Source organism: Verrucomicrobiota bacterium (assembly GCA_037139415.1).
Lineage (GTDB): Bacteria > Verrucomicrobiota > Verrucomicrobiia > Limisphaerales > Fontisphaeraceae > JBAXGN01.
In genome coordinates this window covers 1-24105 of the sequence record JBAXGN010000023.1, presented here as the reverse complement: position 1 = coordinate 24105, position 24105 = coordinate 1, and the positions used below count along the sequence as shown (strand labels likewise).

At 57.4% G+C, this 24105-nt stretch carries 18 protein-coding genes; 11 read left to right on the top strand and 7 right to left on the bottom strand.

Features of this window, described 5'->3' with window-relative positions:
- Window positions 1-13: 13 nt before the first annotated feature.
- From WCO56_06075 to WCO56_06065, 3 genes are all read right to left on the bottom strand, one after another.
- Window positions 14-649, bottom strand: a complete 636-nt coding sequence (locus tag WCO56_06075; GenBank protein MEI7729116.1) for a corrinoid protein — start codon at window positions 647-649, stop codon at window positions 14-16.
- Window positions 650-869: 220 nt separating this feature from the next.
- On the bottom strand, window positions 870-3536 hold the full coding sequence (locus tag WCO56_06070) for a hypothetical protein (GenBank protein MEI7729115.1): 2667 nt from the start codon (window positions 3534-3536) through the stop codon (window positions 870-872).
- 88 nt (window positions 3537-3624) lie between these two features.
- On the bottom strand, window positions 3625-4221 hold the full coding sequence (locus tag WCO56_06065) for a GDSL-type esterase/lipase family protein (GenBank protein ID MEI7729114.1): 597 nt from the start codon (window positions 4219-4221) through the stop codon (window positions 3625-3627).
- A 398-nt stretch (window positions 4222-4619) separates the two neighbouring features.
- Here WCO56_06065 and WCO56_06060 point away from each other — a divergent pair, with 398 nt between their 5' ends.
- Window positions 4620-4805, top strand: coding sequence for a hypothetical protein (locus tag WCO56_06060; GenBank protein MEI7729113.1), 186 nt, complete (start codon window positions 4620-4622; stop codon window positions 4803-4805).
- Window positions 4806-4904: 99 nt separating this feature from the next.
- Here WCO56_06060 and WCO56_06055 read toward each other — a convergent pair whose 3' ends face one another.
- On the bottom strand, window positions 4905-8489 hold the full coding sequence (locus WCO56_06055; protein MEI7729112.1) for a lamin tail domain-containing protein: 3585 nt from the start codon (window positions 8487-8489) through the stop codon (window positions 4905-4907).
- Between the two features lie 276 nt (window positions 8490-8765).
- On the opposite strand from WCO56_06055, the gene WCO56_06050 reads away from it, so the two are divergent.
- The 6 genes from WCO56_06050 to WCO56_06025 all read left to right on the top strand — a co-directional run bounded on the left by WCO56_06050 (window position 8766) and on the right by WCO56_06025 (window position 13331).
- Complete coding sequence (locus WCO56_06050; protein MEI7729111.1) at window positions 8766-9101, top strand: hypothetical protein; 336 nt, start codon at window positions 8766-8768, stop codon at window positions 9099-9101.
- A gap of 22 nt (window positions 9102-9123) precedes the next feature.
- The gene (locus tag WCO56_06045; protein ID MEI7729110.1) at window positions 9124-9873 is read left to right on the top strand and encodes a type II secretion system protein; all 750 of its coding nucleotides are present in this window, start codon (window positions 9124-9126) and stop codon (window positions 9871-9873) included.
- Window positions 9874-10030: 157 nt separating this feature from the next.
- Window positions 10031-10585, top strand: a complete 555-nt coding sequence (locus tag WCO56_06040; protein ID MEI7729109.1) for a hypothetical protein — start codon at window positions 10031-10033, stop codon at window positions 10583-10585.
- Window positions 10586-10607: 22 nt separating this feature from the next.
- Window positions 10608-11348, top strand: a complete 741-nt coding sequence (locus tag WCO56_06035) for a type II secretion system protein (protein ID MEI7729108.1) — start codon at window positions 10608-10610, stop codon at window positions 11346-11348.
- A 682-nt stretch (window positions 11349-12030) separates the two neighbouring features.
- A complete protein-coding gene (locus WCO56_06030; GenBank protein ID MEI7729107.1) occupies window positions 12031-13023 on the top strand; it encodes a hypothetical protein in 993 nt (330 codons plus the stop codon).
- A gap of 83 nt (window positions 13024-13106) precedes the next feature.
- Window positions 13107-13331, top strand: coding sequence for a DUF433 domain-containing protein (locus WCO56_06025; GenBank protein ID MEI7729106.1), 225 nt, complete (start codon window positions 13107-13109; stop codon window positions 13329-13331).
- A gap of 182 nt (window positions 13332-13513) precedes the next feature.
- Here WCO56_06025 and WCO56_06020 read toward each other — a convergent pair whose 3' ends face one another.
- Window positions 13514-13813: a hypothetical protein gene (locus tag WCO56_06020; protein ID MEI7729105.1), complete on the bottom strand. Its 300-nt coding sequence runs from the start codon at window positions 13811-13813 to the stop codon at window positions 13514-13516.
- Between the two features lie 211 nt (window positions 13814-14024).
- Here WCO56_06020 and WCO56_06015 point away from each other — a divergent pair, with 211 nt between their 5' ends.
- The 3 genes from WCO56_06015 to WCO56_06005 are packed head-to-tail and all read left to right on the top strand — an operon-like array spanning window position 14025 to window position 20277.
- Entirely contained in the window at window positions 14025-16550 is a 2526-nt protein-coding gene (locus WCO56_06015; GenBank protein ID MEI7729104.1) for a TolC family protein, read from the top strand.
- A gap of 12 nt (window positions 16551-16562) precedes the next feature.
- Window positions 16563-18146: an efflux RND transporter periplasmic adaptor subunit gene (locus WCO56_06010; protein MEI7729103.1), complete on the top strand. Its 1584-nt coding sequence runs from the start codon at window positions 16563-16565 to the stop codon at window positions 18144-18146.
- 4 nt (window positions 18147-18150) lie between these two features.
- Window positions 18151-20277: an ABC transporter permease gene (locus WCO56_06005; GenBank protein MEI7729102.1), complete on the top strand. Its 2127-nt coding sequence runs from the start codon at window positions 18151-18153 to the stop codon at window positions 20275-20277.
- Between the two features lie 183 nt (window positions 20278-20460).
- On the opposite strand, the gene WCO56_06000 is transcribed toward WCO56_06005, so the two are convergent.
- Complete coding sequence (locus WCO56_06000) at window positions 20461-21837, bottom strand: MBL fold metallo-hydrolase (GenBank protein MEI7729101.1); 1377 nt, start codon at window positions 21835-21837, stop codon at window positions 20461-20463.
- 123 nt (window positions 21838-21960) lie between these two features.
- Here WCO56_06000 and WCO56_05995 point away from each other — a divergent pair, with 123 nt between their 5' ends.
- Window positions 21961-22632 (top strand): hypothetical protein, encoded by a 672-nt coding sequence (locus WCO56_05995; protein MEI7729100.1) that lies wholly within the window; start codon window positions 21961-21963, stop codon window positions 22630-22632.
- Window positions 22633-22654: 22 nt separating this feature from the next.
- Here the strand turns inward: WCO56_05995 and WCO56_05990 are convergent, their stop codons facing one another.
- Window positions 22655-23602 carry an alpha/beta hydrolase gene (locus tag WCO56_05990; GenBank protein MEI7729099.1) on the bottom strand — a complete coding sequence of 316 codons (948 nt, stop codon included), beginning with the start codon at window positions 23600-23602 and terminating at the stop codon, window positions 22655-22657.
- Window positions 23603-24105 lie beyond the last annotated feature (503 nt).

Here is a 24105-nt window from a genome sequence, read left to right as displayed (position 1 = left end):
GGGTGCGCGCGCCTTATTTACCAAGCGCTTTCTTGGCCAGCGCCACCGCGCCCACCGCGTTGTCGCTGTAGCCGTCGGCGCCGATTTCATCCGCGTACTTTTGCGTGATGGGCGCGCCGCCGATCAGAAACTTCACCTGGTCGCGCAGGCCGGCCTGTTTGAAGGCGTCAATAGTGCTCTTCATGGACGGCATGGTGGTGGTCAGCAACGCGGACATGGCGACGATATTGGCGTTTTTGTTTTTGACCGCCTCAATGAATTTTTCGGGCGGCACATTCACGCCGAGATCAATGACCTCAAAGCCGCCGCCCTCGAACATGGCGGCCACGAGATTCTTGCCGATGTCATGCAGGTCACCTTTGACGGTGCCGATGGCCACGCGGCCAATCGGTTGGACACCGCTGGCGATCAGGAGCGGGCGGATCAGCTCCAGCGAGCCCTTCATCGCGCGGGCGGCAAGCAACAATTCCGGCACGAAATATTCGTTGCAGCCGAAACGGCGTCCCACTTCATCCATGGCGGGAATCATGGCCTCGTTGACGAGTCGGATGGGGTCCCAGTTTGCGGCAATGGCAGTTTCAGTGAAACTCCGGGCGGCCTTAGCGTCGCCGGTCACAATGGCATCGTATAATGGCTTTACGTCTTGCATACGGTGAAAACATAATCGCAACGGACGGCCTTTGTCCAGCCTGTTTCCACGTCTGTTTTTCCGGCCATCCCAGGCTGCGGATCAAGGGCGAATTTTCGGCCCTGCTCGGCATGTGGATGGCGGTACCTCCCGCATCCAAACCGGATTATGAGTTCAAAGAGCGAAATCTGGTTTCGGGGAATTCTCACCTTGAAATCGCCGACCGGTGTCATGGCAGTGTTTAAGGTTTGGTGATGGCAAACCAGATGCTTTTCTGAGCGGGCGTGATGGCGAAGGAAACTTGCCCGTTCTTAAAGGCCGATTGAACAGGGTCCTGCTTTTCTCCAGAGCCGTCCAGGGTGAATACCTTGCGGGGGCCGTCGGCGGCAATGGAGACGGTTGCCGACGCTGCGTCCACCTGGGGCGGACCATCACCAACCTTGGCTAACATCGAATGCGCTTCGTTCCACGTCTGGCCTTTGTTTTGCGTGTGGGTCACCATGGTTAGCAGGATCCGGGAGGACTGCGCCAGCGGCTTGGAATCCATCGCTACCAGCGTCAGAGCCCCGAAATTGTGTGTGAGTTGACCGAACACAACCGTGGCACCGCAGAAGGACACGGTTTGTCCGCCCACAAACCCGTGAACCGATTTTGCAGCCGGAGCGTCCACCACATACCGGGCCGTCTGCGGGTCTGTGACCTCCACCTTGAGGACGCCCTCAGGGGCACTTGGGTTGGGGAGCACGTCCGGCAAACCGATCCCCAGTCGCAGGCGGTATTTGAACGCGTCCAGGAGGACCACGCCTTTATCCTGCCATGCTTTGGCGATGGTAAGTCCTTTCGCCACTTTATCGGCGGGGAACTTGGCAGGCATGGCCAGGATTCGTTCGGTGGGGGCGACTGGCACCAGCCCGCTGCGGAACATCATTGCCGCAGACGGCATGAAGCCCCAAACGGCAGGGTCAGCGGACGCTTCCAATGGAAACCGCATCCGATCGTTTTGGCCGTTTTTCGCCCCTTTGGCTCCGTAGCTCTGGTGGCAGAAGACGAAAATGGCGTCCCAATCCTGAAACGCGGCCAAGGACGCATAGCCCGGCATCATCTCCGCCCGGAACTCGTTCGGGAAACAATGGTTGAATTCCGTAACGGACACCGGCTGACCTGCGTTCATGTCCATGGCCATTCGGCTCAAGGTATTTCGGGTAGCCAGCGTCCGCACCATGGGCTGGTTCTTGACAATTTCGGATAGGGAATTGCGGCACTCCCAATAACCGTGGTTGTCAATGTAATCGCTGCTCGCCTCGCGGTAGTTGGCCCAGAGACCGCCGTAGCCCAACTGCGAGCAGAAGATGGACTGTTTTACTCCCAGGTCCTTACGGAGATAAGAGCGCATATCGTTGACATAGGCCATTTCCGTGTCCGCCAAGAATTGAAGCCAATCCGCGCGCGGAGCAAGGTTGCCGGAAGGATCCAGGAGCACAGTGCCAGCCTCCAGTGTCTGGTCCGTTGAAAGGCTGAACCCACCAGTTCCTTCTTTGAGAGTTATATTGCGAATCCACGTCGAGCCGGTCCTTGTGCCCAGGTTCAGGACTGGCAGGAGATTGTGGCCATCCCGCGCCTTGATTGCTTTGAATTCCAACGAGCGAGTCACCCATCGCGTGGTCAAATTCACTCGCCCGAACAGGCCGAGTTGGATTTGCTTTGGAGGAAGCGGATCATCAAGATAGGCCCCGACTCCCAGGACGCAGTCCGTGTCCGCCTTCATTTCCATGGTGATGGTGTATCGCTTGCCATTCTCCAGGATGCCCAGCCCCTTTTGGTATGACCGTAACTGCCAGTCCGTGCCACTTGCCTTGGGAACATCCACCCGCACTCCGCCGTCATCACTCTTGATGGTGGCCTCATTACCCGGCTGGATTTCCAGAGTCCACTTGGCGGGATCGTTTGAAGGCGGGTATAGATTTGAGCCTGTTGTCTGGTCGGCCGAAGCCCACGCGGCGGCCAGCTTCGCCGTTGTTCCGTACTTTTTGAGGAGCCAAGCGTTCCACAGGTCGGTCAATTCTTTGTGATAGGGAGCAGGCAATGCGTAAAGGCCCATCCCCAGCGTTTCGCCATACAGGCCCAGCAGAGAATTTTCATTATTGATCTCCACGTTGAGGAGGCCGGGGTCGGCGGCATAGGTCTTGCCCGTATAAGGATTAACGTGGGTGAGCAGGTCGCGGAAATACTCCTTGTCAACGGCGATCATCTGCGAATCAAAAATGTCAACGCGCTTGTCGAAGTCGAACGGGATTTTGCTCACGCCTTCGGGAAAACCGTCCGCCGGTTTGAACTTACGCGATACGTGCAGGCACATATCAATGTAAATGCCGCGTTTTATGAGTTGAGCCGCCAGGTAGTCCATCTTTTCCAGTTGGCCGGCATCAATGTGACGGCTGTCGGGATACTTGGGATCCCACAGGCGACCTTCCACCCCTGGAAACTTGAAAGTGGTGTCCTGGTGGTGGAAGCGCACCGCATTCATGCCGTACTTGGCGAGATGGGCCGCAATTTTTTCCGCGTCTTCATGCGCGGGATACAATCCGTCAAAACAGAGATTGGCACCCAGAAAGCGCACCCGACGGCCGGTATTGCTTTCGACAAAATGGCCGTCCTTAACGACAATAAACCCGTGCGATCCGGCCGGGCCGTTGTTGAGACTGCTGACGTCCACGAAGTTCGCCTTCGCATCGTCCCATGGCGTCAGAAACGAGAAACGCGCGTCTGCGTCGCTAATCCCTTTTGCGGTGGCTTCTGGCGCTTGCGCTGTTTTGTTCTGCGCGGCATTAACCTGAACGGCGAGCGCCATCACCCCTGCGGTAAAGGCCAGCCCTGCGATTCTTCCCCAATTTCTAGCACTGCAACGCATGATGTTTCTTTGGTTAAATAGGGATTTTCCCTGCGAATTCAGCCGGTCACTGGTGAAAATTCGCTTTTTGATTGAAAGCACTTTGGCGCTATTTCGCCCCAAGCTGTTGATCAATGATTGGCTGGATCGCGTCCGCCCAGATCTGATAACCCTTGGTCGAAGGGTGCAGGAAGTCGGGCATGATTTCCGCGCTCAGTGAGCCGTCGGGACTCAGGAATTTCTCGCCAAAATCAATATAAATCACTTTTTTGCCATCGGCCAATTTGCAGATAATATCGTTGACCGTTTTAGTCGGAGCGCGGCGGGGACTCGTGGAACTGGCACCACTTGGAAAGATGCCCTGGAGGAGAATCGAGCTGTTGGGGCACCGCTTTCGGTAATCCGCAACAATCGCTTTCACACCTTCCGCAATTTGCTCGGGGGGGTTGGCGAAAACATTGTTCGCTCCGATCAAGAGGACGATCAGCTTGGGATGAAGGCCATCCACCTGGCCCTGCGAAAGCCGCCAGAGAACGTGTTCTGTGCGGTCTGAGGCAATGCCGAAATTGAAAGCGTGATAGTTACCATACCGTTCAGTCCAGATCGCCTTTCCCCTACCTGCCCAGAAATCGGTAATGGAGTCACCGTCGAAAATAAGCTGGATGGCGTCACCCTCCTTTTTGGCGTTTTCGTTGTTGAGCGACACGCGCTTAAACCAATCCATCCTTGGCATGGGATACGCCGCCGGATTTGTTCCTGCCGGAACAGCAGGGAGCGGCGGAAAAGGCCAGACGGAAGGTTGCTGGGCGAAGGCAGAAGCAGCAGCCAAGAGGAGGGTGACCAATAAGTGAAGTGATAGCAGGAATTTACTTTTTTGGACGGCTGGCACCCCCGCAACTTGACGCGAGGCAGTTAGGGAGCATTGCTTGTTGACCGCAGGCATGGCCGTACCATATCGGGTTCCAGCGCGGCAATCAAGCATGGAATGGATTTCGTCCTGGGCATGGCGGAAACCCAGGAAGCGGCGCTGGGTGAACGTAAGGCCATGACTTTCTGCAAATTTATACCCTGCAATATGAAAGTGTTGGTTTGATAATGCTTGGTATGAAACGGTGTATTACCGGACGGGGGCCGGCGCGGAAGTGGATTTGGTGGTGGAGGGGAACTTTGGGCGGGTTGCGGGATTTCGTGACTGAGCACAAAGCGCGCTTGGGCGTGGTGATTAACAACGACACCCAGGCGCGACAGTATGAGGAGAATTTGGTTGGCCTGCCGTTCACCTGGTTGTGAGCAGGCGATGGTCGGGGGGAGACTGCATGGGGAGACTTCCCCGAACAAAAGATTTTCGCTCTTTGCCCCCTGAACTGCCTTGGCCTGGTTGTACGCTGGTCAATGCGGATGGTCGGAAAGTCGCTGGACCACGGCCTTTTGTTCACCCAGCACCTCGCCGGTATGGCTCAAGCCTCGCACCGTAAACCGGTTTTCCCCCGGTCGCACCGGCAGATCGCGAAATTCCCATTTGACCTGATCCTTCCACGCCGGCCGCAGTTTGGGCGCTTCCACCAGTTGCAGCGCAAAGTACGCGGATGGCGCTGTTCCGGTGAGTGTCACCGTGGCGTTGGTGACAGTGTTGGTGGCGTTCAAGGGAGTGATTTGCAGCGGGGCGGTCCACTCAGATCCCAGCGTGTTTTTGACGGCTCCACCCCGTTGGTTGCAAAAGTCGAGATAGAACTGCTGGTTTACGTCGAACTTCTTGCTCCCGCTTTCCCGGAATAGTTCCAGCCAGGTACGAAACCGCTGGTTGGTTTTCAGGCTTTTTTCAAACTGGTCCAGATAATAAGAGAACAACCGCCGGTTCCACGGTTTTTCCATCCAGACCCGCACGCGTTCCCCGTAGAAATGCATGTTGGGATCGCCGAAACCCAGGTCACTATCCCACTGGAGGAACATGAAACGGCCATCGGTCTTCTCATAAAAGAAGGCATTCTTGCCGCGGTCCATGGTAAAGTTGTCATAATCGGCCGTGTACCCGCGGACGACGGCCAGCTTCATGACGGCCTCCACATCCATGACCTGCTCCATTTCCTCCTGGGTATATTTATCGCCGCTCATCAGTTTGAAGAACCGGATCAGGCTGGTGTAATCATCTTCCACCTCGTTCGTGCGCTTCATCCATTCGGTGCGGTAGCGTCCGGGGTTGTCGGTGCCTTTGTATTGCCAATCGGCATCGCGATTTTGCGGCGTCCAATCGTCGGTGAACCACCATTCATCATCAATCCGGAAAAGTTGCCCGCGCGATCCGTGTTTGAAGCAACGGTTTAGAAACTCAGACCCCATGGTCTCCGTATCATCAAACAGCTCCGGGCCATTCTGGTTCACTTTTACCCGGACCACCTCGCTCTCCGACGCTGGCAGGCCCGACAGGTAAAGCCAGTACCGGCAGACCTCGTTATGGAAATTGTTCCCTTGGGGATCGTTATCAAAATAATAATGGCGTCGCCCGCGATACGACTGGTCGCCCGGCAGTTTGAATTTGGGTCGTTGCAGTCCCTCGGCCCGGCAGAACGGGCTGCCCGCATTGCGGATTTCGCCTCCGTAAAAAATTTCCTCTTCGTTCACAATCATCGTGGCATTGAGGTGATGATTGGACAGGCGCGGGTAGCGATACCCGTATTTGGCGGTATTTCCCCGTTGCATCGAGTCCGCATCATACGCCGAGACAATAAAGCGCACGTTCCGCAAATCGCGCGGGATGGATTGGTCATCCACGATCAGCAGCGCGGGGCGGTCTGATCCGGCCCGAGGTTGCAGACAGGTTTGCCCGGCTGGTCCCGTGGCAGCGACGTAAAACTGCACCACGGCACCCGATCGGTGATAATTGGTCAGGATGGCGGTGTACCAGTGGCTGCCCGCAAGGCCGCCGCTGGCCGGTCCGTCATCGCGCATGACCAGTTTGGTCCAGGCATTGGCACCTGATTCCGTATCCAGCCGGTGATACAGTTGAACGGTAACGGGCGTGGTGGCGGCGGTAATGCGCGCGGTGATCTGGATATCGTCTTTACTACGCGGTACCACCGGGCGGTGTCGCAAGTCGTCCACCTGCGGGGGCGGTTGCGCCACCAATCGGGAATTGGGTTTGCCCGGGGTACCCAGATTCAACGGCAGATCCACCAGAAACGAAGCGGTAAGGCTGTGCTCCCACGTGGAGGCAATCAGCCGGGGCAACCCCGAAATCCAGCGCGCATTGAATCGCAATTCGCACATTTCCCCCTTGGTCAAACCCAGCGCATCCAATTCCACGCGGTTGGGGCGGTTATCGCCGTGGCCATCGGCAATGATATGCAACTGGCCGTTGGTAATAAAAGTGTCCGCATGGGTGCCTTGCGCCAGCCAGCCTTTGGCACTGCGTCCGTCATCCGAAAGCCGGTCGGTATTGACCAGGAAATTGGTGCCGCCGGGTTTGCCCAGCCAGACGTTTTCGAGCAACAGATGCCCCTCGCCCACCAGGTGGAAATACAGTTCCTTGTAATCGGTTGGCCCGCCCATCGTATTCAGTTGTTCGTATTTTGCCGAGCCGCGATATTCGCGCATGACCGATTTGCGGCTTTCATCGCTGTCCCGCCAGGCGGAGGCCAGCCGGTTATCCAGCCAGGGATTCATCAGTTCAAGGCTGCTGCCGCCGCCCGCCGCCAGCGCGGGCCAGTCGCCGCCGGTATGATAGTCCACCTCGTTGGCGAGGTTGCCCAAGGCGTCCACCAAGCGCAGGAGTTCCCCGTGATGGCTCAGTTTGCCTTTGAAATTGCCCACCACCGGAATGTTCCCGTATATCTCCCGCATCCGGTTGGTGTTTGAGGCGCCGACCAGGTAACCGCCCGGCGCAATTTTTGTGCCGCGTGGGAATACAAAATCAATGCCTTCCGCAAACGACCAGCCGGAAAGGTTCACAGTGGATTTTCCGCGATTATATAGTTCCACATACTGCGGCGCGTTGGTGAGCACGGAAGGCGGTTCACACATGATTTCGTTGATGACAATATCCAGATTGCGCGCGGGTTGATTGGGGTCGTTGCGGGTATGGTTCTTGGATAAATACCATTCCTGGCCGCCATCCGGATAGGCTTGATAGGTATCGCCAAAAGGGGAAAAGGTGAAGGCCCGGCCATCCACCACGACATTGGAAGTCCCGACCAGAAATACGGGGACACTCTGGGCGCCAACCTTGAAAGCGACCTTCCAAGCTAAGACCGCGCCGGGAGCCAACTCGCCTTTTAACGGCACCCGATCCGCGAAGGCCGGTTGCGAGGCGAGAAACATCCCGTCCAGGGAAAGTTTGGTGGGCGTGGGGTTATACAGTTCAATCCAATCCAGGGTGGTCCGATTCTTAAAATGCACTTCGTTCAAGCGCGGGGCCGTGGGCACCGTATTGGTTCTCGGCAATTCCGTTCCCGGTGCTCCGCCCGGCAGGTCGCTGGCGGTCCAATTGCGCCAGTCATCCACGGTGCCATCCGGATTTTTCAGCACCAATGCATGTCCGGCACCGCGCGTTGAGACCGGCCAATGCCGACCGCTGCCATAACTGACCGTACACAACGTGAGGCCATTCTTGTCCTTGAGATTGAGCTTGTCCCCCTCGGGTGCCAGCTCCCCTTTCCACGGTCCAAAGATGCGCACCCCGGCGGGAATCTGGTAGGCCGTCCGGGCTTTGAGCGCGTGCCCTTCCGTGATCACGATCCGTTCTTTGGGAAGCAAAAAGGTCGCGCGCGGATTGCCATCGGAGTACGCGGGAAACTCGAATTTGACACCGCCAGAGAGTCGCCACTGGGCCATATCCATTGGCTGGCTGGTGTGGTTGCAGAGTTCAATATAGGCGGGCAACCCGGCGGGCGGGCGAAACATGATCTTGGAAATGACCACCTGTTCGGCTTCCGCCCGGTTTCCAGCCAAGGCCAACGCCAGCCCGGCACACCAAAGCAAAACCCAAATGCGCCGGAATGTTCTCCCGGACCTCGGACACGAAAGCGAATGCATTGCCCTGTTTAGACGGCACCAGGGTGCGGACTCATTCAACCTTTTACGCTTGCGAAAGTCGGTATGGACGGGTATGTTGTTCGCATGGCTATGGGAAAATTAGTGATGCTGTGCAGCGCTTGCATCGCTTTATTGACTGCTTGCAGCAAGAGTAGCGACTCAGTTAAAAAAACTGAGACGCCGCCGTCTGCTCCAGCACCTTCGGCTGAATCGACAGAACCGGTGCAAAACACGGCTGCGGTGCCGGTGGAATCGGCGCCGACCCAAAAGCGTTCCGTCTTTGCTCCCTTGCCGGTGGCTACAGATAATCCAGCGCCTGCCCCTGCGCCCGCCGCCGTGCCCACCGTCAACCAAGCGCCGGACGACGCCAATCCCTATCTGGGTATTTCGGCTGAATTGACCGGCATGCTAAACGAATTCATCGCCCGCGAAAAACGCATGCCAAAGAACTTTCGGGAAATGGTGCGGCACATGGATACCTTGCCCAGCAAGCCGCCGGGCATGGAATGGGTAATCAACGAAAAAAATAAAACCGTGGAATTGCGCAAGCAGCGATAACATCAGCCCATCCCTTCGTGTTATGAAACTAGCATTCAAACTTGTCCGACGTCTCTGCCGGGGAAACGCTTTTACTTTGATTGAACTCCTGGTGGTGATTGCCATCATTGCCATTTTAGCGGGTCTGCTGCTGCCAGCGCTGGCTAACGCCAAACGCAAGGCTCAGCAGGCCGAGTGCATGTCGGATCTGCGCCAGGTGGGTGTGGCCGTGTGCATGTATGCGGATGATAATGAGTACTTGCCAGGCGATGTAGCGAACAAGAAGGGCCTTTGGAGCGGACAAGTCCCCTATTACGTTGCCGGGGACCTGACTCATCTCTCATACTTCATCTCCACCTACATGGGCTATCCCGCGCCCACCGCCACCAAGGTGATCATCAAAGCTTTTATTTGCCCTGGAAATTGGAAGGATTCACCTGACGTGAGCAACGACGTGAACTATTACATCATGAATCCCAATGTGAAGGACCCGACCACGGGCAAGCAAATGGAACCGTTCGGTTATCCCGGTAACGCCACGGCCATTCCGGCAGTCGCCAATGCCGCTCCCATGAAGATGTCCGCAGTTGAGGGGCTGGTCTCGCCCACCAGTGCCTACTACCTGGCTGAGCCGGATCAAGTAGGGGTTACCGCTGCCACCGGCTGGTGGGCGGATCTGCCTCCCAAACCGGTTCATGGCAGCGTGCGCAACTACTTGTTTTTTGACGGTCACGTGCAGGCGATACGAGTCGGCCCTCCCGGCCAGATGTCAACGAATCCGGTAGTGAAATAAGCAGGTCATTAAGGCCAAGATCCGCTTGCGGTGCCATGACACCCAGATTGGAGAATGGTCTTGTACGGTTCCCTGTCGTCGCTCAGGCCTTACCGGCCAACTTGGTTTTGTCGAACACTGTTTGCGTTTCTTTTTAACGCCTTGTCTCGGGAAATGGTTGAAGCATAACCCCTTTTACTCATCCCGTTTAGCACTTGCAAAAGTCGGAGCCGACGGGTATATTGTTCACATGGCTATGGGAAAATTAGTGATGCTTGGCATCGCCTGTATTGCTTTACTGGCTGCCTGCAGCAAAAGTGATGACTCAGTCAAAAAAACTGAGGCGCAGCCGCCTGCACCAGCAGCGGCTGCAGAAGCAGCGGAACCGGCGCAAAACATCGTTGCGGCTCCAGCGGAAACAACCCCGACATCAAAGCGCTCTGTTTTTGCCCCCTTGCCGACAACCCCCAATAATCCAGTGCCTGCCGCCGCGCCCGTGCCGACCCCAACAGTTTCACAGTCAACGACTGAGGAGGAAGCTGCGCAACGATCCGAACTTTATACCCAATGGCTGCGACAATATATTACTGAAGAAGGAAAATTGCCAAGAAGCTTCCGTGCTTTGATGTCACGAAAAATGGATGAGATGCCACCTGTCCCGTCCGGAAAGGAATGGGTAATTAACGAGAAAGAGAAGACCGTGGAGCTGCGATCCGTGATAAAAAAACGGTAATAGCCAAAATCACTCAAGTTATATGAAACGAAAGATATTGAAGCGTCATGCCAAGCAGTCATTGGCTTTTACTTTGATTGAGTTGTTAGTGGTCATAGCGATCATCGCCATCCTCGCCGGCCTGTTATTGCCAGCTTTGGCCAACGCCAAACGCAAGGCCACGCAAGCACAATGCATGTCCAATATGCGACAAATAGGGACAGCTGTGCGGCTGTATGCTGATGATTTTGAGGATTACCTGCCTGGCCAGCCCACAATAGGCTGCGGACTTCTCAGCGGCCAACAGCAGTGGTACACCAGCGGATCAAAAGACTGTCTTTCCTATTACGTTGGCCCGTATATGGGTTACCCCGTACCTTCAGGCACCCGGGTATTCGTCGCAGCTTTCTCCTGTCCAGGCGTTCTGCGCGAGGCCCCCGATACGTATCCCCTCGACATTAAGCACTTTTACATTATTAACCCAACAGTCAACGGCGTACAAATTCGTGCGTTTGGTTACCCTACAAACACAACAACCGGGGGAGGAAATTACCCGTCCATGAAAATGGCAGCCGTGGATGCTGTGTATTCAGCGTCGGCCATGTATTATTTAGCTGAACCGGACCAAGTGGGAATCACCAACACCGCCAACACTTGGCAGGATAATATTCCGGCCAATCCTGTGCATGGCAGTGTGCGCAATTATCTTTTCTTTGATGGGCACGTGCAGGCGATCCGGGTAGGGCCACCGGGGCAGATGGCTGCCAATCCCTATACCAAATAAGGGCTCTTCGGGTGGTGCTTGCCACAAGGAATCGCGGGAGCCGCATTTTTTGGAGTGCGGCGGCAAGGTGGAACCCTCGAATTCGGAATGCGGATTGCGGATTGCGGAATAACGGGCCGGTGTATGGTATTCTCTGTGTCCATCGGTGTTTATCCGTGGTTTATTCTCCGTTATTTTACCACGGATAACTCGGATGGTACGGATGAAAACCAGCCCATTTTGAATTCGGAATGCGGATTGCGGATTGCGGAATATCCAAAGCGGTGTCGCCTGCCGCCCCTTTTCCCCCGGCAGTTGCCACCGCACTCTCCAAATTTTCCCGCGCCGTCCTGTTTGAGACTCGTCACCTGCGTTTGCGGTTGGGCTGGGTGGGAGCAGCATCCAGCGCGTTGGTGCGTTACGAATACTACGAGGTGGGCAGGGTCTGTGGTTCCGTACCCCCTCACCTGTTTCCTCTCCCTCGGGGAGAGGATTGCATTATCCGGCTGAGGGAATCGGCTTAATCGTTTCACTTTCTTTCGGGTGATTCCGCGGCCATGGCCCCCCCCCCGAACCGCCGCTTTCAGCTTGAACCAAACCGAGCTTGATGCAGCCCTGGGGCTGGGTGACGTCCATAAAAAATCACTGGCATCTTTTCATGGTGTCGTTACAGTGGCCGCCGTTAAGCCATTATTTTATGAAAATGCCAGTGTCACAATCGGAAAATTTTAGTCGCCGCAGTTTCATCCATGCCGCCGCGCAGGCGGCGGCCAGTGTGGCCGTTATTTCATCGGTCACCGCTGCGGATGCTCCGCCCGCAACCCCGGCCACTCCCGCCAACCCGGCCAATATGCCGCTGGGTACGCTCGGCAAAGTGAAAATCAGCCGCATGCTCCTGGGTGGAAACCTGATCTCCGGCTACATGCACGCCCGGGATTTGAAATATGTGGGGCCGCTGTTCCGCGCCTATGTGAATGAGAAGAAACTGATGGAGACGTTGCAGTTGGCCGAGCAGCACGGCATCAACACCGTGTTTGAAACCGGCGGAAACTACGTCAAGCAGTACAACAAGGATTTTGGCGGACACATGCAATTTATTCCGCACATCGAGGTGCAGGCAGGACAGAAAGATAGCGCGCTCAGCGACCATATCCAGCGGCAGGTGGACACGGGAGCAGTGGCCTTGTACGTGTGGGGAGTGGCAGGGGATAAACTGGTGCAGGCGGGCGCGGTGGAACAACTGGCCAAGGCGGTGGAGATCGCCAAAACTCACGGGCTACCGGTGGGGGTGGGCGGGCACTCGCTTGAGGTGCCGATGACCTGTGAGAAGCACAAGATTCCGTGCGATTTCTACGTCAAAACCTTCCACAGCGACGCCTATCCTTCCGCGACACCGAAGGCCCAGCGCAAAGAGTTCATCTGGATTGGCGGCGGCGAAGGTTGGTACGACAACATGTGGTGCATCAACCCCGAGGAAACCATTGCCTTCATGAAGACGGTCACGAAGCCGTGGCTGGCGTTCAAGGTTTTGGCGGCGGGCGCGATTTATCCCCGCCAGGCGTTTTCCTATGCGTTCGATAACGGGGCCGATTTCATTGCCGTGGGCATGTTCGATTTTCAGATCAAGGAAAACTGTGACACCGTGGTCAAGGCTGTCCGCAACGCCCAGAAGCGCGCACGCCCCTGGTTTGCGTGAGGTGGACGGGCAGGAATAGAATTGGCGCTAATCCGGGTGAATTCACGCTTGAATTAGGGTGAAAGACGGCATAACTTAAGCCTATGGATTATCGAAAGATTATTACCATCGAACCGGATAAGCGTGGCGGGCGCCCATGCATCCGAGGTATGCGGATTACCGTCTATGATGTTCTGGGCTGGTTGGCGGCCGGCATGTCGGTTCCGGAGGTTTTACGAGAGTATCCGGAGCTTACGCAGGAGGATGTAGTGGCGGCACTGTCTTTTGCCGCAGATCGCGAGCATAATTTGATCGGTCCCGCCGCGTGAAACTGTTGTTCGACCAAAATCTCAGCCGCCATCTTTGCAGGCAGCTTGCTGATTTTTCGTTTCAATGCCGTCCTGATTTTCGAGCTTTTTGAAAACGATAAATTTCATTGCTTGGAACTTTATTAAGCGAAGCAATGTCTTTTATTCGCTGGGCCATCCAACTGAACTCGGCGCAATCTGCCTCACTTCTGCTGCCAGGCGTTATACAATTTGTACAGGAAAACGATGATGACGGCGCCCTTGACGATATACTGCCACAGGATCCACAGGAAGGTGGAGTCGTAAATATAGGGGAAAATCAGCGCTTGAATGGCAAACAACCCAAACAGCAGGGCTACCACCAATATCGGCGGACGCCATTTTTGCTCCACTTGCGCGCCGGCGACGAAAAATATCCCGCTCATCACCAGCCAACCTAAAAAGCCCCACCATGACATACGTTTTGCCTTTCCAGTTTGGCCAGCCGGGTTGATCGCAAACACGATTAAACCGACTGGACCGTTTATTTTGCAGCATTTATGCCAGACATGGCGCTTCGCTGCAAGCCCAACGCCAAATTAAAATTTTCTGAATTTCACCCCCGCTCCAGCCCGTCCAACCACTGCAACCACGTGGTGTTTCAAACCCGGCGGCGCGCGATCAAGGTCGCGGGGTCGCACCCGTTAAAGGATGCATGACTTTATAATATAACTCATGTCGCATGGCCACAGAGCGTCCGCCCGTGCCGCCCGGAAAGTCCTTCCGGGTGGCATCGCGTTTGGCTGCCTGCTACTGGCAGTTCTCCTCGCCGGATGTACCCGTGCCCATTATCGGCAACAGGCCGATCAGGAAGTCTATGCGTTGATCCGCGAAAAAAACACGGATGCCCGGGTTGCGCTGACTAACTTTTCCGTGGAACCACCCATCAGCTCACGGCTGCACGATCCCAATGACAAGGACAAGCCCCCACCCCCGCCGGATGATCCTGACGCCCATCGTTATCTCCAGGTGGTGGATGGAAAAAAAGGCGCACGCGTCTGGGAAAAACGCGGTCAGCCGGTGCCGGTGGATGATGGTCAATGGCGAAAATATCTGCCTTATGATGAAAAGGGCCGAGTGCGACTGGACATCACCAACGCCATGCATATCGGGTTGCTGAATTCGCGGGCGTTCCAGCAGGAGCGAGAAGATTTGTATCTCGCGGCCCTGGACGTGACGTTTGAGCGGTTTCGGTTTGATGTGCAATTTGGCTTTGGCAGTTCCACGCTTTACACGGAAACCCGTCCGGAATACTACGCGTCCACCGGGGCTAAACCTGCCGGCATGACGTTGAAGAAAGCGGACACCGCTTCCCACACCCAGGCGGACCGCATCGCCGCCACGGGCGGAGAACTGCTAATCGGTTTGGCCAACGATGTGGTATGGAACATCAAGGGGCCGGGTGAAGATACGTTTTCCAGCGTGGCCAATTTCAGCGTGGTGCAACCGCTGTTACGGGGCGCGAGTCGGGCCAAAGTGTTGGAGCGGCTGACGCTCTCTGAGCGGCGGCTGCTGGATAACGTGCGCCAGATGTACCAGTACCAGCAGGGTTTCGTGGTGGAACTGGTGACCGGACGCTACCCGGGAGAAGGGCCGACGCGGTCGGGCGCGATTGGATCCGCCGGGCTTGGGTTGCTCGCGGGAACCCCCACTGGACGTTCGGCCACCGCCGATGCCGGCGGTTTCCTCGGGATGTTGCAAGAGGAGCAACTGGTCTTGAACACCGAGGCCAACGTGGCGGCGCTACGCACCACGCACGAGCAATTGCAATCCGCGTTTGAGGCCGGGCGCCTGTCTTCCCGCCTGCAAGTGGACCAGGCGCTGGTGTCGCTGTATCGGGGCCAAAGCAGCCTGCTTTCCGCCCGCGCGGCTTACAAGGCGCGCGTGGAGGCGTTCAAAATGTATCTGGGGCTTCCGCCGGAAATCGAGGTCTCGGTCAAAGATCCATTGATCGAGCGGTTCACCCTGATGGATCCGGAGATCACCCGTTTGCAAGCGGATGCCGATGCCATCGCCCAGCACTCCCGTGATCGCGACCGGGTCCGCACCATTCCCCAGCTTAAAACCTTGCTGCAACCGCTGGAAAAAATCCGGCCCGCCATCATGCAACAATGGGACGAGGCGCAGCAGGATCTGGCCAATTTCCGCGCGGTCATTGCCCAACGCAAAGCCCAGATGAAAACGCTGCAAAACCGGCCGGAGGTGGCCGAAGCGGGGTTGAATCCCAAGGTGCTTCAGGCGGAGAGTTTGGATGACGATCTTAAACTGGTGGAGCAAAACATGACCCGCCTTAAGAAACAGTTGGATGGCGCCCTATCCGTCCTCGAACATCTCAGCGGGCAATTGGACCAAATGAATGTGGAGGAGGCCCGCGACAGCGTGTCATCCGCCACCTCTGAACTATCCAGCCTGCTGCTTGAGTTATCCCTGAGCCAGGCGTCGGCCCGGCTGCAACAGATGATGCTGGAACCGGTGGCGGTCACCATGGAATCCGCCCTGGCCGTCGCGCGCGAAAACCGGCTGGACTGGCGCAATGCCCGTGCCCAGTTGGTGGACGCCTGGCGCAAAGTGGAGACCGATGCCGACGCGTTGAGAGGCGATGTCTCCATCACCATGAATGGCGACCTGCGTACCACGGACAACAACCCTGCGCACTTCGATGAGAAAACCGCCCGGCTGCGCCTGGGATTGACGTTTGACACCCCGCTTATCCGCCAAGCGGAGCGCAACACCTACCGGCAGACGCTCATCGAGTTCCAGAAAGCCCGGCGGGATTACCTCCTGTTTGAAGATCGTATCACGCAGAGCCTGCGCAACACGGTGCGCTTGGTTGATCTTAGCCTGGTCAATTTTGAAATCCGCCGTGCCGCCGTGGAATCCGCCATCCGCCAGGTGGACCTGGCGCGGCTGCGCCTTACCGAGCCGCCGCGGCCGGGGGTGCAAGCGGTATTTGGCGCCACCACCGCGCGCGACTTGCTGAGCGCCTTGAGCGATCTGCTGGATGCGCAGAATGATTTCCTGAAGAGCTGGGTAAATTATTATGTATTGCGGATGCTGCTGGACTTTGAACTGGGCACCATGAAGCTCAACCAAGCGGGGCTCTGGCAGGATCCCGGCGCGCTGACGCTGAACACGCTGGCGCCGGCCAAGGAAAAGATTGCGATCATGGCCCGCGATCATTTAACTCCAGAAGCTCCTTGATTAAAGCACACCATGGATAAGCAAAAAAACACCATTGAGACGAGTGGAGCATCCGTGCCACCGCGCCGCAAATCGCGGCGCCGCCTGTGGCTCGCGGGGCTCCTCGGGGTGGCGCTGCTGAGTTGGGGGATTATCAAATGGCGCTCACCCGCCACCGCTGGCGGGGATGCGGGCATACCGCTGTTGGCCCCGGTGGAAAAGGGACTTTTCCTGGAGGAAGTGGTTGAGCCGGGCGAAGTGGAAAGCTCGCGCAGCATCGAAATCCGTTGCGAAGTGCAATCCCGCGCCATCGGCGGCACCCTCATTTTGGAACTGGTGTTGGAGGGTTCGTATGTGAAAAAAGGTGATTTGCTGGCCCGCTTGGATGATTCGGTTTTGCAAAGTGACCTGCTGGCGCAACAGATCGTTGTGTACAACAGCAAGGCGTATCTCATCCAAGCCCAAGCGGATGTGGAATCTGCCAAAATGGTATTGAAAGAATATGAGGGAAACCTGTACCGCCAGGAGGAGGACGGCTTGGAAAGCGCGGAATTTGTCGCCCGTGAAAACGTTCGGCGCGCCGAGGAATACCTGCGGTACAGCGAGCGCATGGTGGCCCGCGGCTATGTCTCGGATACCCAGGTGGAGGCGGATAAATTCGCAGTGGAAAAGGCCCGCAAGGATCTCGATTCCGCCCAGGTCCGGCTCCAGACGCTGCGTAATTTCACCAAGCAGCGCACCCTTAGCAAACTGCAGGTGGACGTGGAGACCGCCGAGGCGCGCCTGCGCTCGCGCGAAAGCACCTATAAGCTGGATCAATTGAAACAGGACCAGATTGAGGATCAGATCAAGAAATGCACCATTCGCGCCCCAGCTACCGGCCAGGTCGTCTATGCCAATGATTCTCGGTCCCGCAGTATGGCCAGCGACGTGCTCATCGGCGAAGGCCGCACGGTGCGCGAGCGCCAGATCATGTTCCGTCTGCCGGATCCCAAGCGCATGCGGGTGGTGGCCAAGATCAATGAGTCTCGCATCAATCGGGTGAAGCCCGGTATGACCGCCTATATCAAAATAGACGCGCTGCCCAACCATGATTTGACTGGCAAGGTGGTGCGCGTGGGGGAATACCCGCTGCCGCCCGCTTCCACGCTCACGGCGCACATCAAGGAGTATTCCACCGAGGTGGACATTGTTGAGCCGCCGCTTGGCCTGCGCTCCGGCATGACGGCGGAAGTGTCCATTCAGGTCGCCCGTTACGAAAACGCGATCCATGTGCCGTTGCCCGCCGTGTTTGAACGCAAAGGCCGGCTGTTTTGCCTCGTGCAAGTGCTGGGTGAATTCCTCGAGGCCCGCGAAGTCCGGGTGGGTGCGGCCAATGACAAATCCGTAATCATCCGCCAGGGATTGCAGGCCCAAGACCAGGTGGTGTTGAACCCGCAACGCTTTGAAAATGAAGTGGTCTTTCCGGCAGCGATCACGCCGCCGCCCGCTCCGCCGCCGGTTAAACCCGTTGCGCCATTACCCGCCAAGACCACGGTGCCGTCGCCCGCCAAGCCCAAGGCCGCGGTGGCCTCGGCGACCGAAAAACCTGTCCCGGCAGCCGTCTCCCGGCCATGAGGGCATGACTGAGCCAACCCCAACGACCCACGGTTTTGCGGTGCGCATCGAAAACCTGCATAAGGAATACCGGCTGGGCGGGGAGATTGTGCGCGCGTTGCGCGGGGTGAACCTGGAGGTACCGCAAGGGGATTATGTCGCCATCATGGGCCCCTCTGGCTCCGGCAAGAGCACGCTGCTGAATGTGCTGGGCTGCCTGGATCAACCCAGCTCCGGTCATTATTTTCTCGCAGGCGAGGATGTGGCGCAACTTGAGGACGACCGGTTGTCGCTGATTCGCGCGTCGCACATTGGCTTTGTTTTTCAATCGTACAATTTGATCCAGCAGCTCACGGTCCTGGAAAACATCGAATCCCCGCTCTATTACCAAGGGAATATCACTGGTGCGGATCGCGACCGGTGCCGCGCACTCGCCGCAGAGGTGGGCTTGGGCGACCGCCTGGGACACCGGCCCATGCAACTTTCCGGCGGGCAACAGCAGCGCGCCGCCATCGCCCGCAGCCTGGCCAATCATCCCCAGTTCATCCTGGCGGACGAACCCACTGGTAACCTGGATACCGTCACTTCGCATGAAATTCTAAACATCCTCGATCGGCTGAACGACGAGGGCCGAACCATCATCATGGTGACCCACGAGGAGGACATTGCCCGCCGTGCCCGCCGCATTGTGCGTTTGCGGGATGGTACGATTCAAACCGATGAACGGGTGCGTCCGCCGGTCACCGTGTCTGGACCGGGAAAGGAGGGCACCCGTCTGGCGGATCACGCCCCAGCGGAAGCAGCGTCAGGGCTGGCGGAGAAAGGTGGTTTGGCCGCCTGGCTTCAAGCGCGCCTGCGCGTCTGGCAGATGGGCATTAAAAGTCTCGCGCTGCATCCGTTGCGCTCGCTGCTGACCATTTTAGGCATTTTTATCGGGGTGGCCAGCGTCATCTGGCTGCTGGCCATCGGGGAGGGCATTAGCTACAAGGCGCAGCAACAAATCGCCGAACTCGGCGCCAATAACATCCTGCTGATCTCCTCGCCGCCCTCGGCTGGCCAGACCACCCGCCGCGTCAGTTACGCACCCTATGGCATCACGCTGGATGATTTTCGCCACATGGAGGCCACGATTCCCACCATCGAAAAATGCGTGCCGATCAAGGAGCTTTACCGCCGCGAACTGCGCTATGGCGAACACTCGGTTTCGGGCCGTGTAGTGGGGGTGTCTCCCGCGTACCTTGATCTCAACCGCATGGAGGTGGATAAAGGGCATTTCATCACGGATACCGAAGTGAAGCAGAACCTGAAAGTGTGCGTGCTGGCCGTTGGAATAGCACACGAGTTGTTCATGCATCAGAACCCGCTGGGCTGTTCCATCCATATCGAAGGGGACTATTATCGGGTGGTGGGTGTGATGAAGGAACGCGCGGTGGCCAGTGCCATACCGGGCGTGGTGCGCGGCCAGGACTTTTCGCGCGATGTCTATATCCCCATCTCGACCTTGTGGGCGCGCATTGGCGATTTTTATTCGCGCACCTCGGACGGTGTGCCCATTGCCAGCCAGGTGACGGTCAAAGTGCGCGAGCAGGATAAAGTGATGGAGACGGCGGAAATGATTCGGCGGATGCTGTCCAAAACCCATGAGCAGGAGGATTACCGCATTACGGTGCCGCTGGAATTATTGGAGCAGGCCCGCAACACCCGCCTGATGTTCATTGCCATGATGGGGCTGATCGCCGCCATCTCGCTGGTGGTCGGCGGCATCGGCATCATGAACATCATGCTCGCCACGGTCACGGAGCGCACCCGGGAGATCGGCATCCGCCGCGCCCTCGGCGCGCGCCGCCACGATATCACGGTGCAATTCCTGGTGGAGACGCTTTCACTGGCCACAGTGGGTGGCATCACCGGCATCCTGGGGGGATTACTCTGCTCGCCGGCCATGAGCGGACTGCGTTTTTTGCTGGAACAACTCTTCCCCCGCATGATGAAGGCCATGCCTGACTCCATCCAGAATGTCGTCCCCTTGATTGTGCCGTGGTCCATCCCACTGGCGTTCTTTATCGCCATGACCGTGGGGGTTGTGTTTGGCATGTACCCTGCTCAACGCGCCGCTGCGATGAATCCGATTGAGGCTTTGCGGCACGAATAACGTGGACCTTAAATCCGAAATCCGAATACCGAAGTCCGAAGCGGGCACAAGCTACCGGATTCCAACTCCTGGCTTTTATCTTCTTCGTATCATTTTTTACCTGCCATTTTTATGCCCATAAATTTTCCTGCAAAAGTCTTCCGATTCGGTATTCGGATTTCTTTCGGTATTCGGTTTTCTCGTTCACACTTCCACTGTCTCACCTGGCTTCGGCTGAATCACCTTCATCTTGGGCCAGCGCACGCGAATCTGCTCTTCCATCCATTGCCGGGCGGAATCATCGCCGTGTCCCAGCAACACCGTGCGCGGATTTACCCGCCCCACAAATTCCAGCAAGTCCTCCCGTTGCGCGTGGGCCGTGAAATCGAAATCCTGGATTTCGCAGCGCCGCGTCACCTCGCCGGCCAGCGGGCTGAAGCGGAAGGTCTCCCCCGGTTTCGCCTGACGCAACGCCCCTCCCGGGGTGGATGGGTCGGTGTAGCCCACAAAGAAAATCGCCTGGCGTTCATCGCTAATCATGCGCATGCCCACGTCGTGCGCGGAGGTGTGCTCGGACATCATTCCGGCGGTGAGCACAAAGATGCGCCCGCCCGTGAGCTTCATGGATTCCGCCTGCTTCTTCTCCAGCACAGTTAGATTCAGCGCCTCATGGAGCTGGAGGTTGCTGTGCTGACGATGGGTGCGATGCGCCTGCAAATCGTAAATCTCCGTAAAGACGCGTCCCAGTCCGCCAATGTAGATCGGCTGCGGTTTCAGCCGCCCGGATTTTAACAGCAGGCTGAGGATGGCCAGTACCTCTTGGGTGCGCCCCAGCGCAAACGTGGGAATGAGCACGCATCCCTTGCGCTGGATCACCGCTTCGAGCGCGGCGGAGAAGCGCTCCACTTCCTTGTCCCGGCTGAACTCCGGTTGCGATGCCCGGTTGCCGCGCGTGGTTTCCATGAGCAACACATCCGCCTGCACGTCTTCGAACCGGGCCGCCTTGAGGATCGTCTGGTCGTGGAAACACACATCGCCCGTGTAAAACAGCGTCTGCTTTTCGCCGCGCACCATCAGGCCTGCCGATCCCAGCGCGTGTCCGGCGTCAAAGAACTCCAGCGTGGGCGATGGCACCCCAATGCGGGCCTTCTTGAACGAGCCCCACTCGATCTCCCGGTTGTAGCGGAACCCTTGGAAGCGCGGCGCCAGGTCATCCAGTTCATCGTGCGAGTAGAACGGGTATTCCTTGATGCCGTATTCGTCGCGTTGCCGGGTCATCACGTTGACCGAATTGTGCAGCACCCGCTCCACCAGGAAATAGCTGAGTTCGCTGAGCAACACATGGGCTTTGGGGAACTGCCGCATAGCAATCGGCAGCGAGCCGATATGATCATGGTGGCAATGGGAGATCGCGATGGCATCCACGTCCTGCCGCTCAATCAGGTTATACAGGGGCAGGGATTCGGTCCCATCATATTTAGGATGGGTGCCGGCATCCATCAACAGGCCGTGCCCTTCGAGGTCCGCGAACCAGGCGCTGGCGCCAATATCCGGCTTGGGATTCAAGTTAGTTATCTTCATGACTGATCAAATATGGCACAAATCGGTTCAACGTAACAGAAAAACTTAGAAATCTGCACTCGCCAAACCCCGGCGCAGCCAGTACGCTCGACGCTCTGAAATGAATCAAGCGTTACGTCCAGTATGAAAGTGCTCCTCTACGTTTTATTGCTAAACGACCAAGTGACCGGGCCTTACACCCAGCCACAAATTCAGGCCATGGTGGACCGGCAGGAAATCGCGCTCACCACGTTGTATGCCGAGCCGGGACACCAGCAGTGGCGACCGGTTTCGCAGTTATTGTCGGCGGCTTCACCGGCACCGGCCGGCAACGGCCACCGTTGGAAAACTGTGGCCTTGGCCAGCGCGCTGCTGTTGGTGGCCGGGTTGGCCGCCGGAGTGTATTTCAGCCTTCCGCGCACCCCCAAGAGCGCGGAACCGCCGCCCCCCAACGTCTCCTATAAGAAATGGCAAAAGACCGCCAACCTGACCTTGGACGTGCCGCTGACCGCCTGGGAAAAACGGTTGGGCCGCAACCTGCACCAGACCGCCTACCACGTCGCGACGAATTTCGTCGGGCCAGCGCTCAACGTGCCGGAAGCCGCCGTGTTTGAGCCGTATGAAAAAACCGCGATCCAAGGTGTGGATTGGCGCTTCCGGGTGCATGGCCGCGTGCATTCCATCGGCAAGAAGACCGGTGAACCCCGCCTCTACGAATACGACGCCTATCTCAAGCGCGGCTCCAACGAACAATGGTCCGTGGAGTGCCTGGAGGTGGACAAGAAGTCCGCGCACAAGGACAAGGACAAGGAATAAGTTACCGTCTCTGGGCTTTACTTTAAGGCGCGGGCGTCAGCTTGAAATGCCGCGCAAAAAACGCCACCGTATCCTTCGTGATGTTCCCGCCTTCGTCACTATGGCGAATCGTACACTCGATGCCGAGCGGGTCCATGCGCTCCTTCAACTTCAAGCCGAAGTTAATGTGGTGAATACCCGTGCCGGGCCGGGCGTTGGCGGGGAGCGGCCCGCGCCCCTCGGAATAGAAGGCGATCACCGGCGGATCATCGCGGGTTAGATACGTGATCGGCGCGGCGGCTTCATAAAGCTGGTACGCTTTCTCCGTCTCCGTCTCCGCCAAAGTAAGGCCATAGAAACCGGGTAGCGCGGGATGCTTCGACGCCGCCTCGCCGACCCATTCCCGGATTTTGCGCGGATCATACGTGCTCTGCGCCCCCATGACCGCCATGCCAGTGAGGCGGGTGGATTGGCGCAACACCGGGTCTGCATTCGCGGGATCAGCCAGATCATCGTGAAAACCAATCCACAGCGAAATCCCTGCTCCAGCGGAACCGCCCGTGGCGCCCACACGGCGCGGGTCCAGATTCCACTCCTTCGCGTGCAGCCGGGCATATTGAATGGCCCGCGCGGAATCCAGATAATGCGCCGGGAAATGGAACTCCGGCGACAACCGGTAATTAATGGCCATGACCGAAATCCCGGCCTGCAACAGCCCCTCCAACATCGTGGGCGAAAGCGTCTCCTTACTGCCCGCGCTGAAGCCGCCGCCATGAATGTACACCACCAGCGGCGTGGGCGACTCGCTCTTGGCCTTCCAGAGATCCAGCACATTACGCGCATGCGGCCCGTACGGTTCATTGGCCAAATCCGGGGCCGGCTTTGCGCCCGGACGCTCCGCCGCGCGCGCATGCCCCGCCAGCCAACCGAGGCCAACCAGAGCCGCCATTAAAAACCGTCCGATACTCATCCGATTCAATTCAATCTGCATGGCCAAACACGCTGACGCTCCCGCGCCAACTCGTCCAGCAAATTTTAATCCACCATTTTTCCAAACTTTTCGATTGCCACGAAAAACGTGTATGGTTAATTTCCCAGCGGTTCGCACACTGACTTAACGAGACGCATGACACGTTTCCATACATTCACTGTGTTTTCCGGGCAAACTCCGCCCCGGCAACAAGTCGCGCCGCCAAGCGCGAACCTAGCCATTTCCCCTGCCCCTTGCCAAACGTGATCAAGGGCGACCACGTACTCGTCAAACGGGGCTGGCAAAGCCACGCGAAAGACCTGGATATATGCCGACCATCGCCCCTCGATCAGCCTCTTCCCGACATCGCTGGAAGCAGTCGCGGACCTAACTCGGTTAGCAGGGACTTGGTTGGTGACAGTAACCGAAATTCCCGAGGTTGACCTGGACAGCACTGGATGTGGGTGGCCCTTGGGTTGGGACGTTCGGATGAATATAGGAGAGGGAACACCTGCATTTTTGCA

Excerpts from the sequence above, each read along its gene's own strand:
- WCO56_06035 (MEI7729108.1), top strand. The coding sequence starts at position 10,608 with ATGAAACGAAAGATATTGAAGCGTCATGCCAAGCAGTCATTGGCTTTT.
- WCO56_06070 (MEI7729115.1), bottom strand. The coding sequence starts at position 3,536 with ATGCGTTGCAGTGCTAGAAATTGGGGAAGAATCGCAGGGCTGGCCTTT.
- WCO56_06010 (MEI7729103.1), top strand. The coding sequence starts at position 16,563 with ATGGATAAGCAAAAAAACACCATTGAGACGAGTGGAGCATCCGTGCCA.
- WCO56_06025 (MEI7729106.1), top strand. The coding sequence starts at position 13,107 with ATGGATTATCGAAAGATTATTACCATCGAACCGGATAAGCGTGGCGGG.
- WCO56_06075 (MEI7729116.1), bottom strand. The coding sequence starts at position 649 with ATGCAAGACGTAAAGCCATTATACGATGCCATTGTGACCGGCGACGCT.
- WCO56_06030 (MEI7729107.1), top strand. The coding sequence starts at position 12,031 with ATGCCAGTGTCACAATCGGAAAATTTTAGTCGCCGCAGTTTCATCCAT.
- WCO56_05995 (MEI7729100.1), top strand. The coding sequence starts at position 21,961 with ATGAAAGTGCTCCTCTACGTTTTATTGCTAAACGACCAAGTGACCGGG.
- WCO56_06000 (MEI7729101.1), bottom strand. The coding sequence starts at position 21,837 with ATGAAGATAACTAACTTGAATCCCAAGCCGGATATTGGCGCCAGCGCC.
- WCO56_06015 (MEI7729104.1), top strand. The coding sequence starts at position 14,025 with ATGTCGCATGGCCACAGAGCGTCCGCCCGTGCCGCCCGGAAAGTCCTT.
- WCO56_06060 (MEI7729113.1), top strand. The coding sequence starts at position 4,620 with ATGAAACGGTGTATTACCGGACGGGGGCCGGCGCGGAAGTGGATTTGG.
- WCO56_05990 (MEI7729099.1), bottom strand. The coding sequence starts at position 23,602 with ATGCAGATTGAATTGAATCGGATGAGTATCGGACGGTTTTTAATGGCG.
- WCO56_06045 (MEI7729110.1), top strand. The coding sequence starts at position 9,124 with ATGAAACTAGCATTCAAACTTGTCCGACGTCTCTGCCGGGGAAACGCT.
- WCO56_06005 (MEI7729102.1), top strand. The coding sequence starts at position 18,151 with ATGACTGAGCCAACCCCAACGACCCACGGTTTTGCGGTGCGCATCGAA.